Source organism: Nigerium sp. (assembly GCF_039811905.1).
GTDB lineage: Bacteria > Actinomycetota > Actinomycetes > Propionibacteriales > Propionibacteriaceae > Propioniciclava.
In genome coordinates this window covers 1-13,142 of record NZ_JBDHZL010000072.1, presented here as the reverse complement: position 1 = coordinate 13,142, position 13,142 = coordinate 1, and the positions used below count along the sequence as shown (strand labels likewise).

Here is a 13,142-nt window from a genome sequence, read left to right as displayed (position 1 = left end):
GCCGGGCTCGTTCTCCAGGAACACCGACACCTGCCGCGCCTCGGCCGCCCGGACGCCCGCCGCGAGCAGTGACTCAGACATGGGTGGTGACCTCCCGCCGGTCGATGATCCGCTTCGCCTTGCCCTCGCTGCGCTCGATCGACTTGGGGTTGACGAGCACGCACGTCGCCTGGATGCCGAGCTGACCCTTCAGCTCCGCCTCGATGCGGCGCTCCAACGCCATGACGTCGCCGACGTCGTCGCTGAACATCGCGGCGTCCATCTCGACGCGCACCTCCAGCGAATCCATCGTGCGCTCCCGGTCGACGACTAGCTGGTACTGCCCGACGACGCCGCGGGTGCGCAGCAGCACCTCCTCGACCTGGCAGGGGAAGATGTTGACGCCGCGGATGATCAGCATGTCGTCCGTGCGGCCCATGAGCCGGTGGATGCGCCGCGACGTCCGGCCGCAGGGGCACGGCTCGGTCATGAGGTGGGTGACGTCGCGGGTGCGGTAGCGCAGCACCGGCGTCCCCTCCCTGGTCAGCGCGGTGAGCACGAGCTCGCCCTTCTCGCCGTCGGGCAGCGGGACGCCGGTCTCCGGGTCGACGATCTCCGGGTAGAAGTGGTCCTCGTAGAGGTGCAGGCCGTCCTGCTCGGCGCACTCCGAGCCGACGCCGGGGCCGATCAGCTCGGTGAGGCCGTAGATGTCGTACGCGCGGATGCCCCAGGCGTCCTCGATCTGAGTGCGCATGGCGTCCGACCACGGCTCGGCGCCGAAGAACCCGCACTTGATCTTGAAGTCGGACGCCGTGAAGCCGTGCTCGCGGGCGTACTCGGCCAGGTAGAGGGCGTACGACGGGGTGCAGCACAGGGCGGTCGTCCCGAAGTCGGCCATGGTCTGCAGCTGCCGGTGCGTGTTGCCCGACGAGATCGGGATCACCATGGCGCCCAGCCCCTCCGCGCCGTAGTGGGCGCCGAAACCGCCGGTGAACAGCCCGTAGCCGTACGCCACCTGGACGATGTCGTCGGCGCCCACGCCGCCCATGTCGAGCGTCCGGGCCATGACCTCCCCCCAGACACTCAGGTCGCCGCGCGTGTAGGCGTCCACGACCGGCTTGCCCGTCGTGCCGGACGACATGTGCGTCTCGACGATCTCGCCCCGGTCGACCGCCAGCAGCCCCCACGGGAACGTCTCGCGCAGGTCGCCCTTGCTCGTGAACGGCAGCCGCGCGATGTCGGCGAGCGTCCGGAGGTCGTCGGGCGTGACGTTGCAGTCCTCCATCCGCGCCCGGTAGAACGGCACGCGCTCGAACAGCCGGCGCGCCTGCGCGCGCAGGCGGTCGAGCTGCATGGCCCGCAGGCGGTCCGTCGGCAGGGTCTGGGCCTCGCGACTACGCATGGGACGGCTCCGGCACTGTTTCGGCGAGGGCGCGTCCGAGCGCGAAGCCGGCCTTGTTCATCTCCAGGGTGCCGTCGGGCACGAGGCCCTCCATCGCCGGGGCGAAGACGTCCGGCGGCAGCGGCAGGAAGACGGACGCCGCCCCCAGCAGCACCGTGCCCGCGACCTTCGGGCTCACGCGGGCGGGCCGCAGGGTCTTGGAGTCGAAGCTCACCACCCGGGCGAACCGCGCCGCGACCTCGCTGTCGATGCCGTCAGGGTAGGCGTCCACCCCGGTCGGCACGATGTCTTTGGCGACGTAGGCGGCGACGGCGTCCGGCTTGGCCCAGGGCGCCCAGCGGAGCAGCTCCATGCGTTCCATGCCGAGCAGCACGTCGGCCGACCCCTTCGGGATCACCGGCGAATGCACGACGTCGCCGAACCGGACGTGCGCGAACACCGGCCCGCCCCGCTGGCTCATGCCGTGGATCTCGGACTTCTTCGCGTCCCGACCGGCCAGCATCGCCGCCGTGGTCAGGATGTCGGACGCCAGCACGACCCCCTGCCCGCCGACGCCGACCAGCAGCACGTTGAACGGCTCACTCATCGCGCGCCCCCGACCCGACGGCGGCCAGCTCGAGCTCGCGCCAGGCGCGCTTCTCGTCGTACTTGCCGATCTTGCGCAGCTCCTTGGCCTCGATGATGCACAGCCCGACGACCGCGAGCAGCCGGACGCCGTCGCGGTCGGCCAGGTCGTCGATCGCCGCCCCGATCGCGGCCGCGTCGTTGCCGTCGACGACCGCCACGTTCTCCGCGGGGATGCCGACCGCCTGCGCGAGCAGCGGGTAGGAGAGGACGCCGGAGTTCTCCCGCCCGATCCGCTCGCCCGACAGCGGGTTGGGCTGCGTGCCGGTCATGGCCGTCGTGCCGTTGTCGAGGACGATGAAGAGGCCGTCGGCGCGGTTCCAGACCGCGTTCAGCAGGCCCGTCAGGCCGGAGTGGGCGAACGTGGAGTCGCCGATGACCGCCGCGATCTTGGGGCGTTCGCCCTGGTGGGAGCGGTACACGGCGTCCATGCCCTGGGCCATCGTGAGGGACGCGCCCATGTCGACCATGGCGTCCATCACGTGATAGGGCGGCAGGACGCCGAGCGTGTAGCACCCGATGTCGCCCGACACGAGCATGCCCTTGGCTTTGAGGGCGTCGAACACCGTGCCGTGCGGGCAGCCGGGGCACAGGCCCGGCGGTCGCGGGGGCACGGGGAGGGCGGTCGCCGCGCCGGCCTCGTCGGGCAGGGCGAGCGAAGCGCGCAGCACCTCGGGGGAGAACTCGCCGATGGCCGGGAAGACGTCCTTGCCGTGGACGTCGAGCCCCCACGAGCGCACCTGCGTCTCGATGACCGGGTCGAGCTCCTCGACGACGTAGGTGACGTCGTGGTTCGCGACGAACTCGCTGATGAGCGTCCGGGGGAGCGGATGGACGATGCCGAGCTTCAGCACGTCGGCGTCCGGGAGCACCTCTTTGACGTAGGTGTACGGAACGCCCGACGTGATGACCCCGACGCGCGCCGGCTCCGGGCCGGCGTGCTCGACGCGGTTGGCCGGGTGGGTCTCGACGGCCGCGGCGAGGGCGTCCATGCGGCGCTCGACCGCGACGCGCCGCCGGCGCGCGTGGGCGGGGATCATGACGTACTTCGTCGCGTCGCGGGCGAAGCCGACGGGGTGCTTGGCGGGCGCGGCCGCGTCGTCGGCGTCCACGATGCCCTTGCTGTGGGAGAGGCGCGTCGTCGTCCGGAGGAAGACGGGGGTGTCGAAGGTCTCCGACAGCTCGAACGCCGCGCGGGTGAACGCGCGGGCCTCCGCGGAGTCGGACGGCTCGAACATCGGCAGCTTCGCCGCGACGGCGTAGTGGCGGTTGTCCTGCTCGTTCTGCGACGAGTGCATCGACGGGTCGTCGGCCGTCACGACGACCAGCCCGGCGTTCACGCCCGTGTAGGACGCCGTGAACAGCGGGTCCGCCGCGACGTTCACGCCGACGTGTTTCATGGTGACGAGCGCGCGCCCCCCGGCGTAGCAGGCGCCGAGGCCCACCTCGAGGGCGACCTTTTCGTTCACGCTCCACTCGGTGTAGACGCCCTCGTAGGGGTGGAGCGCCTCGATGATCTCGGTCGACGGGGTGCCCGGGTAGCCGCAGCCCACCGCGCAGCCCGCCTCGAACGCCCCGAGAGCGATCGCCTCGTTGCCGCTCAACAGTCGTCTGGTCATGCGTCCTCGCTTCGCCTCATTGCGGCCTGGACGCTACTCCGGGCGGACCGGTGTCGCACGGACGCCCACGGAGTGGTCCGGGGGTGGGAGGATGTGCAGCCGGGCGTCAGGAGGCGTCGCGCGGGAGGCGCGACGAGCGGGACGAGCGGGACGCGATGAGCGTCACCACGGCGCCCAGGACGCCGAGCACGACGAGCGGGACGAACGAGGCGGTGCGGTAGAAGTCCCAGACGTCGGGGTCGCCGTTGGAGACGGCCCAGAAGGCGACGTACGGGCCGAGGGCGACGAGCACCGCGACCGTGGCGACCAGGGGCGTCCGGGGCGCGCGGGCGCGGGCCGGGGTGTCGCCCGGCGAGCCGGCGGGTTCGCGCTGCCGCAGGAACACCAGCAGTGTCACGTCGATCGCGACGCCGAGGGCGAACGCCAACAGGGGCAGCAGGTCGAGAATTCTGGGCATGGTCGTCTCCTGGGGTCGGGCCCAGGCTAGCTCGCGTAGGAGGCGGCCGGCGGCGTCCTCAGCGGGGGTCGTCGGCGGCGGGCCGCACCATCGTGTCGGGCACGGGCAGCCAGGCGAGCGTCGCGACGACCATCAGGGCGCCCGACAGCCCGAACGCCCACCCGAACCCGACCTGGTCGGCGACGAACCCGGTCAGGATGGGTCCGATGATCGAGCCCAGGTCTTGGGCCATGGAGAACGTGGCGAGGGCCTGGCCGCCGCTGCGGTCGCGCCCGATGATGTCGGCGACCATCGCCTGCTGCGAGGGCGCCACGAGCGACGACCCGATGCCGCCGAGCGCCGACAGCGCGAGGAACACCGGCACCGACCCCGACCAGCCGAACGCCAGGTTCGCGGCGGCGCAGATCACGAGCCCGGCCAGCAGGACGGGCTTGCGGCCGAGCCGGTCGACGAGGCGTCCGGAGCCCTGCAGCGACACGAAGTTCGCCAACGCGAACACCGTCAGGCCCAGCCCGGCGAACCCGGCGCCGATCGCCGGGACGGCGGCGGCGAACAGGGGCAGCAGCGCGATCCGGACGCCGAAGTTCGTCCAGCCGTTCGCGAAGCCCGAGATCAGCACGGTCCGGTAGGCGGGCAGCCCGAGGGCCTGCCGCAGGGTGAGCGGAGGGCGGGCGTCCTCGGCGCGGTCGCGCAGCGCGTGCCGGGGCAGCAGCACCCCCGCGACGGACGCCGCGATGACCAGGGCGATCGCGTAGATGACGAACGGCGTCCGGTAGCCCAGGAACGCGAGCGCCGAGCCCAGCATCGGGCCGACGACGTTGCCGAGCAGGAAGCTCGTGCCGTACAGCGCGGACGTCCGCCCGCGCACGTCCGCAGGCGCCAGCCGCACGATCAGGCCCATCGCGGCGATCGTGAACATCGTCGAGCCGACGCCGCCCAGCGCGCGCACGAAGAGCAACTGGTAGTACGACTGCGCGGCCGCGCACAGCCCCGTGGACGCGGCGACGATCAACAGGCCGCTCATGTAGACGCGGCGCTCGCCGAGGCGTCCGATCAGACCGCCCGCGGCCGGCGTGAACGCCAGCCGCATCGCGGCGAACGCGCTCACGATCAGGGACGCCGCGGCCACCCCGACGTCGAAGCTGCGGGCGTACTGGGGCAGGATCGGCGCGATGATGCCGTAGCCGAGCGCGACGATGAACGCCGCCGCGATCAGGACCCACAGCTCCCGGGGGAGGCCCCTCACGACGGCCGCCCCCTCACCAGGGCCGCCCGTTCATGAGGGCAGCAGCGAGCGGAGGTACTCGGCGTCCTGGGCGTAGTTGCGCGCGTCGGACGCCAGCGCCTCGTCCTTCTTCTTCGCGGCGACCGCGGAGGTGAACTCGCCCAGATCCTCCAGCCGATCGACCACGGCGGCCAGCAACTCGGGGACGGAGGCGTCGGAGCCGTAGGCGTCCAGTAGCAACTGCACGCGGTGGAAGATGTCGAGGCTCAGGTTCGGGACGGCCGGGTTCGTCGGCCGCATCAGCGGGCCGAGCCGGTAGGCGAGGTACGACAGGTCCCACAGCCGGGGGCCGGGGGCCGCGAAATCCCAGTCGATCAGGCCGACGAGCTCGCCGTTCTTGAAGACCATGTTGTACGGCGCGAAGTCGTTGTGACAGATGACCTCGACCGGCTTGCGCCGATGGGCGCGCCAGCGCTGATTGCCGTCGTCGAAGTCGGCGGTGAGGTCGTGGAGCTGCCGCATCCACTGGGCCGCGGTCGTCAGGACGGCCTCGTCGTACACGTAGTCGGGGAGGGGATAGGTGGGCACCTTCCCCTTGAGGTAGCTCAGCGTCTCGCGCCCGTCGGAGGTGTAGCCGCGGGGCTCGGGGCACCACGTCACGCCGTTGTCGCGCAGGTGCGTGAGCAGGCGCTGCACCGTCGGCGTCCACGGGCCGGCCTCGCGGCGGACCTCGTCGCCCGCCCGCGCGACCGGCGTCATCGTGCCGGGAAGCGGCTTCTCGGGCTTCGCGTCTTTGGGCTTGGAGTCTTTGGCGTCCTTCTCGGAACCCTTCGCCGCGGCGACGTCTTTGCCGGGCTTCTTGGCGTCCTTGGAGTCCTTCACGCGTAGCACTCTAGTGGCGCGGGCGCGGGATGAGGATGGCGCCCAAGCTAGGGTGAGGGGGTTCGCCGAGCCCCGCACCGGTCGCGGGGCCCAACCGAGGAGCCCGGAATGACCGACGACCACGCCCGCGACGGCGTCCCCGACGACGTGCCGGGGGCCGCTCCCGACGACGAGGGTTTCGAGCTGCTGCCCGGGCGTCCCGAGTTTATCGACGCCGTCTTCGACACCTTCGGCGAGGAGACGGTCGAGCTGGAGACGCTGGGCGGCGGGGCCGTCCGGCTGATCGGCTTCGAGCGGGGGGACGCGATGAGCGTGGTCACGGTGGGTCTGCACCGCGTCCCGCTGAGCAAGGGCGAGGCCGTCGAGCTGGTCTGCGACGCCCCGAAGGACGCCGTCGGTGCGGCCCTCGTCACGCTCGGCATCGCCGTCGAGCGGCTGGTGCACAGCCGCCGCGCGCCCGAGTCGCGGCGTCCGTGGATCAACGAGGTGCCCTACCTGGAGGGCACGAAGATCTCCGCGATGGTGGTCGACGAGCGCGACGTCGCGACGGTCCGGGACGCCGCGGGCGCCCTTCTCGGACGCCTTCGTCGCGTCGTCTTGCTGACGAACGTCGAGGCGCGGTTCGTCGCCGAGCACGGCCTGGACGCCCTCCCCGGCGGGCCGGACGCCCTGCGGGACGTCGAGCGCGACGACCTCGTCGGCACCAAAGAGCTGCAGGTCCCCGACGTTCCGTGCCTGGTGTCGAGCCTGCTGGACGACCGCCCCGCCCGCTGGATCGAGGTCGACCTGGAGGGGCGCTTCGTCGCCTTGAGCCTGGACGAGGACGAGGAGTTCCTCGACGAGATCGACAACTTCGCGATCTGGTCGGTGCGCACGCTGATCGAGAAGAACCCGAGCCTGCGGGAGTTCGTGCTCACCGCCGTCCCCGGCGACTGCGCGCGGCTCACCGACGACGGCTGGCTGAGCGGCCGGCAGGCGGGCTTCGTCGGCACGGAGGAGCTGCTGGAGGACGAGGTGTCGCAACCCTCCGACGGGTAGCCCGGGGCTTCGTGTGGACGCCCCTACACTCGGAAGCATGTACGAGGGTGCCCTGGTGGCCGGACGCTATCGCCTGGAGGCCCGCATCGGCGCCGGTTCGATGGGGCAGGTCTGGCGCGCCCTCGACGAGCGCCTGCAGCGCGAGGTGGCCGTCAAGACGGTCGACCTGTCGCAGGCGAACGAGGCCGTCACCCCCGAGCGCGTGCGCCGCGAGGTCATCGCGACCGCACGCCTGAACCACCCCAACATCGTCACGATCTTCGACGCCGGCACCGACGCCGACATCGCCTTCCTCGTCATGGAGTTGCTGTCGGGCCAGTCGCTCGCGCAACTGGTGCGGGCCGAGGGCGTCCTGGAGGTCGGGCAGGTCGTCGACATCGGCCTGCAGGTCTCCCGCGCGCTGGAGAGCACGCACGCGATCGGCATCGTGCACCGCGACATCAAGCCGGCCAACATCATGGTCGTGGGGTCGACGGCGAAGATCCTCGACTTCGGCATCGCCCAGCTCACGCAGGAGAACGCCGCCACGCTGACCGGCCCCGCCACGGCGCTCGGCACGGCCGCGTACATGTCGCCCGAGCAGGCCGTCGGCGGAAAGGCGGGGCCGCCGACCGACATCTACTCGCTCGGGTGCGTGCTGATGGCCCTCCTCACCGGGCAGCCGCCCTTCGTGGGCCACACCTCGGTCGAGGTGGCGAACCGCCAGATCAATGACGCTCCGCCGCGGGTCTCCGACAGGCGTCCGGATGTGCCGGCCGTCGTCGACGACCTGGTCGGGCGCATGTTGGCCAAGGATCCGGCGGCGCGGCCCACCGCGCGGCAACTCTCGGACGCCTTCCTCGCCCTGCGGCGCGGCGCGTCCGCCGAGGCGACCGCGATCCTGGCCGGCGGCGCGGCCGCGCCGCCCGGCGCGACGTCGGTGCTGCCGGGGGCGACCGCCGTCTTGCCGGGGGCGACGTCGGTGCTGCCCGGGTCGGGTCCCGGGCAGACCAGGGTCGCGCCGGCCGACGCGACCTCGGGTCCGGGACGCGGCGACGCCCGGGTCGGCTCGGCGCGGCTGCGCGGGGCGGACGACGGGTCGGCCACGTCCCCGCAGGGGCCCAACCGCTGGTTCGGCAAGGGGCTGAGGTGGATCGTGCTGGCGATCGTCGTGGTCGTCGTGGTCGCGACGGTGTGGGTGGCCGGGTCCGCGCTGGTGCGGCAGGCGTCCTCGGCGATCTCGGCGCGCCCGACGCCGGCGCGCACGTCGACGCGGACCACGCAGCCCCCCGGCCCCGTGCTTCCCTCGATCAACCTGCCGACCATCAGCGCGCCGACGCTCCCGTCGGCGAACACCGCGGCCCGCCGCGCGGCGGTCGGCACGGTGACGGCGGCCCTCAACGCGCTGTCGCCGAGCACCGAGGAGGGGCAGAGCGCCAAGGAGCGCCTGATCGCGTCGTGGGAGAAGGCGGGCGACAACATCGTCGCCGGCAAGAACGCCTCGCGGGAGCTGACGAAGTTCGGCTCGGCCGTCGAGAAGGCGCACGAGCAGGGCGCGCTCAGCGACGCCGAGAGCACGGCGCTGCTGGTGGCCCTGCAGGGTGTCGCCGCGCTCGTGTGAGGCGTCCGGCCACGCTGGACTGGGTGGTGGCAAGGGCGGATGATCGGCGTCCGGTTTTGTCGGAGGCGTGGGGCAAGATGGGGGCATGATCGATCCGTCGAACCCGTTCGCCGCAGAATCCGAGCTGCCGTACCACCTGCCCGACTTCGCCGCCATCGAGCCGCGCCACTATCGCGAGGCCGTCGACGCCGGCATGGCCGACGAGTTGGCCGAGTTGGAGGCGATCGCCCAGAACCCCGAGCCGGCCACGGTCGAGAACGTGCTCGACGCCTGGGAGCGGTCGGGGCGGCTGCTCGACCGAGCGCTGACGGCGTTCTACGCCGTGAAGGCGTGCGACACCAACGACGAGCTGGATGCGATTCAGGCCGAGTACGCGCCGCGGTTGTCCGAGCACTCCGACAGCATCTACATGAACCGGCGGCTCTTCGACCGCTTCACCGAGCTGGCGGGCAGGGCCGACGCGGGAGAGGTCGAGCTCGACGCGCAGGCGTCCTGGCTGCTGCAGTGGGTGCTGGGCAGCTTTACGCGCTCGGGCGTCGCGCTGTCCGAGGCCGAGCAGACGCGGCTGCGCGAGCTGAACCAGACCCTGGCCCAGTTGGGCACCCGCTTCGAGAAGGCCAACCTCGCCGCGCGCAACGCGGCGGCCGTGGTGGTCGACGACGAGGCGCAGCTCGCGGGGCTGAGCGAGGAGGAGAAGGCGTCCCTGGCGCGCGACGGGCACTGGGTGATCGATCAGGTGAACACGTCCCAGCACCCGCTGCTCACCAAGCTCGCCGACCGCGGGCTGCGCCGGCGGGTGTACGAGGCGTCCGTGTCGCGGGCCCTGTCGGGCGAGGCCGATACGCGGCAGATCATCGTCGACATCGCGCGGGCGCGCGCCGATCGCGCCACGCTGCTCGGCTACCCGAACCACGCGGCGTACGTGGTGGAGCGCACGTGCGCGAAGACGTCGGAGGCGGTGAACGACCTGCTGGCGCAGCTCGGGCCGGCGGCGCGAGCGCAGGCGCAGCGCGACGCGGTCGAGATCGAGCAGCGGCTGCAGCAGATCGAGCCGGGGGCGTCCCTGGAGCCGTGGGATTGGGGGTACGTGGCCGAGCAGATCCGGGAAGAGCGGTACGACCTGAATCTGGACGAGCTGCGTCCGTACCTGGGCGTGCAGAAGGTGCTGGACGCGGTGTACGGGGCCGCGACCAGGCTGTACGGCATCACGTTCAGCGAGCGTCCGGAGCTGCGCGGCCACACCGACGACGCGGTGGTCTACGAGGTCGCCGACGCCGACGGCGAGCCGATCGGGCTGTTCATCATGGATTTCTGGTCGCGGCCGTCCAAGCAGGGCGGGGCGTGGATGAACTCGATCGTGAACCAGTCGCACCTGCTCGGCACGCGTCCGGTGGTCACGAACAACTGCAACTACAGCCGGGGCACCAGCTCGATCAGTTGGGACGGGGTGCAGACCATGTTCCACGAGTTCGGGCACGCGCTGCACGGGCTGTTCGCCGACAGCCGGTACCCGTCGAAGTCGGGCACCGCGACGCCGCGCGATTTCGTGGAGTTCCCGTCGCAGGTCAACGAGCACTGGGCGTGGGAGCCCGACGCGGTGATCCCGGCCGAGTGGGCCGCGAAGATCACCGAGGCGGAGAAGTTCGACCAGGGCTTCGGCAGCTTCGAGTTGTTCGCGGCGATGATCCTCGATCAGGCGTGGCACCAGGCGACGCTGGAGTCGCTGCCGACCTCGGGGGAGCAGGTGGAGGCGTTCGAGCGCGAGGCGCTCGAGGCGGCCGGCATGAACTACGACCTGATTCCGTCGCGGTACCGGTCGCAGTACTTCAGCCACATCTGGGGCAGCGGCTACTCGGCGGGTTACTACGGCTACGCGTGGTCCGCGGTGATGGACGCCGACGCGGTCGCCTGGTTCGACGAGCGCGGGGGCGGCACGCGGGAGAACGGCGAACACTTCAGGCGGGCGCTGCTCGCGCCGGGAGGCTCGGTGGACGCCATGGAGACCTGGCGGAACTTCCGAGGCCGCAACCCCGAGATCGGCCCCTACCTGGAGCGGAAGGGTCTCGCCTGACCCGTGGGCGTTTCTACCTGACGTTCTCCACACTGGAGTGTGGAGAACGTCACACGCCCTGGGAGACGCTCCGGCCGTGGGGTGATCGGTCGGGCGCGCGTCCGTGTGGCGCTTCTGCCCGCGGGAGGCGTCCCCGTGATGGCGGCCCTCGCCCGAGGGTGTGTGACGAAATCCACACCAGAGGGTGGAAAACGTCAGGTAGAAACGCACACTCATCGCACGCCGCGCAGCGCGATCGTGATCAGCGCGGTGAGGCGGTCTTCGACGGACGCCCGGCTCGCGCGTCCGGTGCGGGTGCGGTTCACCTCGAGGAGACCGCCCGACACGATGAGGCGGGCCGCGGCGTCCGCGTCGTCCGTCGCCCCGGCGGCCCTCAGCACGCCCGCGACGGCCGTCTCGAGCGCGGCGACGATCGCGACCACGGCGTCCCGATGCGGGCCGGGCCCGCCGAAGAGCAGCTCGCGCGCGATCGCCATCGTGGTCTCGGGGTCGGCGAGCGACTCCTCCAGCACGGGGTCGAGCATGCTGCGGATCGCCGCGACCGGGTCGCCCCCCGACTCGCTCGCGCGAATGGCCGCCGGCACGGACGCCGCCCAGCGGTCGGCGGTGACCATCATGAGCAGTTCGGGCTTCGTGGCCGCGTACTGAAAGACCGTGCCGATCGCGACGTCGGCGTCCCGGGCGACTTGGGCCATCGTCATGCGGTCGTAGCCGTGCTCGGCCAGCCCCCGGCGCGCCGCCGCGAGGATGCGGGCGCGCTTGGCGGCCTTGTTGCGCTCGCGGCGTCCGAGGGGTTCGAGGGTGCTCTCCACGGCGTCCAGTCTAACGATTTCTGAACACGCTCAAAGATGAGTAAACTCAAAAACAACCCCGGTGGGTCCCCTCCCCGGAGTGTGGGCTCCCCTCCCATCAGGAGGACAGCGTGACCACCACGACCGTCGCCCCGCGGCCCGGCCTCCGCTGTCCTTTCATCTGCACGTCCACAAGGAGTTTCGGCATGTACTACAGCAGCGGCAACTATGAGGCGTTCGCGCGTCCCCGGCTCCCGGAGGACGCCGGCCGCAAGCACGCCTGGTTCGTCGGCGGCGGGTTGGCGTCCCTGGCGTCGGCGGTCTTCATGATTCGTGACGGCGGCGTCCCGGGGGAGAACATCACGATCCTGGAAAAGGCGGAACTCGCCGGCGGCGCGCTCGACGGCATCAAGGAGCCGGAGCGCGGGTTCGTCATCCGCGGCGGCCGGGAGATGGAGGACCACTTCGAGACGCTGTGGGACTGCTTCCGCAGCATCCCGTCGCTGGAGATCGAGGGGGCGTCCGTTCTCGACGAGTTCTATTGGCTCAACAAGGACGACCCCAACTACAGCCTGCAGCGCGTCACCGAGAAGCAGGGCCAGGACGCCCGTACCGACGGCCTGTTCACGCTCAACAAGAAGGCGCAGAAGGATCTCGTGGCGATGTTCCTCGCCAGCCGCGAAGAACTCGAGGGCAAGCGCATCAACGAGGTTCTCGGCAAGGACTTCCTCCGGTCGAACTTCTGGCTGTACTGGCGCACGATGTTCGCGTTCGAGGAGTGGCATTCCGCCCTGGAGATGAAGCTGTACCTGCACCGGTTCGTCCACCACATCGGCGGCCTGCCGGACTTCTCCGCGCTCAAGTTCACCAAGTACAACCAGTACGAGTCGCTCGTGCTGCCGATGACGGCCTGGCTGCTCGACCAGGGCGTCCGGTTCCAGTACGGCACGGAGGTCACCGACGTCGACTTCGCGTTCGCCGGTTCCAGCAAGCGCGCCACCCGCATCGCGTGGGTGCGTGACGGCGAGGCCGGGGGCGTCGACCTCGGCGGGGACGACTTCGTCCTCATGACGATCGGCTCGCTGGTCGACAACTCCGAGTACGGCGACCAGCACACGCCGGCACCCCTGAACCGCGGGCCGGCGTCCGCGTGGGATCTGTGGAAGCGCGTCGCGCGCAAAGACCCGAGCTTCGGGCGTCCTGAGGTCTTCTGCTCGTCGATCGACGAGAGCAAGTGGATGTCCGCGACCGTCACGACGCTGGACGAGCGCATTCCCGACTACATCCAGAAGGTGTGCAAGCGCGATCCGTTCTCGGGGCGCGTGGTGACCGGCGGCATCGTGACCGCCCGCGACTCGTCGTGGCTGCTGAGTTGGACGGTGAACCGCCAGCCGCACTTCAAGAACCAGCCGGCCGGCCAGATCGTGGTGTGGGTGTACTCGCTGTTCGTGGAC

At 71.2% G+C, this 13,142-nt stretch carries 11 protein-coding genes; 4 read left to right on the top strand and 7 right to left on the bottom strand.

The window, feature by feature from the left end:
- Positions 1-73: 73 nt before the first annotated feature.
- The 6 genes from WMJ97_RS11205 to WMJ97_RS11180 form a co-directional block, all read right to left on the bottom strand.
- Positions 74-1,381, bottom strand: coding sequence for a phenylacetate--CoA ligase (locus tag WMJ97_RS11205; protein ID WP_347349079.1), 1,308 nt, complete (start codon positions 1,379-1,381; stop codon positions 74-76).
- Complete coding sequence (locus tag WMJ97_RS11200) at positions 1,374-1,967, bottom strand: indolepyruvate oxidoreductase subunit beta (protein WP_347349078.1); 594 nt, start codon at positions 1,965-1,967, stop codon at positions 1,374-1,376. The genes WMJ97_RS11205 and WMJ97_RS11200 overlap by 8 nt, the downstream gene beginning before the upstream one ends.
- The gene (locus tag WMJ97_RS11195) at positions 1,960-3,624 is read right to left on the bottom strand and encodes a thiamine pyrophosphate-dependent enzyme (RefSeq protein ID WP_347349077.1); all 1,665 of its coding nucleotides are present in this window, start codon (positions 3,622-3,624) and stop codon (positions 1,960-1,962) included. Before WMJ97_RS11195 ends, WMJ97_RS11200 begins: the two co-directional genes overlap by 8 nt.
- Before the next feature lie 106 nt (positions 3,625-3,730).
- Positions 3,731-4,081, bottom strand: a complete 351-nt coding sequence (locus WMJ97_RS11190) for a hypothetical protein (RefSeq protein ID WP_347349076.1) — start codon at positions 4,079-4,081, stop codon at positions 3,731-3,733.
- A 58-nt stretch (positions 4,082-4,139) separates the two neighbouring features.
- Positions 4,140-5,327 carry an MFS transporter gene (locus WMJ97_RS11185; RefSeq protein ID WP_347349075.1) on the bottom strand — a complete coding sequence of 396 codons (1,188 nt, stop codon included), beginning with the start codon at positions 5,325-5,327 and terminating at the stop codon, positions 4,140-4,142.
- 30 nt (positions 5,328-5,357) lie between these two features.
- A complete protein-coding gene (locus tag WMJ97_RS11180; protein ID WP_347349074.1) occupies positions 5,358-6,188 on the bottom strand; it encodes a phosphotransferase in 831 nt (276 codons plus the stop codon).
- A 108-nt stretch (positions 6,189-6,296) separates the two neighbouring features.
- Between WMJ97_RS11180 and WMJ97_RS11175 the strand changes: the two genes are divergently transcribed.
- The 3 genes from WMJ97_RS11175 to WMJ97_RS11165 all read left to right on the top strand — a co-directional run bounded on the left by WMJ97_RS11175 (position 6,297) and on the right by WMJ97_RS11165 (position 10,897).
- Positions 6,297-7,226 (top strand): hypothetical protein, encoded by a 930-nt coding sequence (locus WMJ97_RS11175; RefSeq protein ID WP_347349073.1) that lies wholly within the window; start codon positions 6,297-6,299, stop codon positions 7,224-7,226.
- Between the two features lie 37 nt (positions 7,227-7,263).
- Positions 7,264-8,826 (top strand): serine/threonine-protein kinase, encoded by a 1,563-nt coding sequence (locus tag WMJ97_RS11170; RefSeq protein WP_347349072.1) that lies wholly within the window; start codon positions 7,264-7,266, stop codon positions 8,824-8,826.
- Between the two features lie 85 nt (positions 8,827-8,911).
- On the top strand, positions 8,912-10,897 hold the full coding sequence (locus WMJ97_RS11165; protein ID WP_347349071.1) for a M3 family metallopeptidase: 1,986 nt from the start codon (positions 8,912-8,914) through the stop codon (positions 10,895-10,897).
- Positions 10,898-11,109: 212 nt separating this feature from the next.
- Here the strand turns inward: WMJ97_RS11165 and WMJ97_RS11160 are convergent, their stop codons facing one another.
- Complete coding sequence (locus WMJ97_RS11160; protein ID WP_347349070.1) at positions 11,110-11,709, bottom strand: helix-turn-helix domain-containing protein; 600 nt, start codon at positions 11,707-11,709, stop codon at positions 11,110-11,112.
- Between the two features lie 185 nt (positions 11,710-11,894).
- Here WMJ97_RS11160 and WMJ97_RS11155 point away from each other — a divergent pair.
- Positions 11,895-13,142, top strand: a 1,248-nt coding sequence (locus tag WMJ97_RS11155) for an oleate hydratase (protein ID WP_347349069.1), incomplete at its 3' end; no start/stop codon positions are given.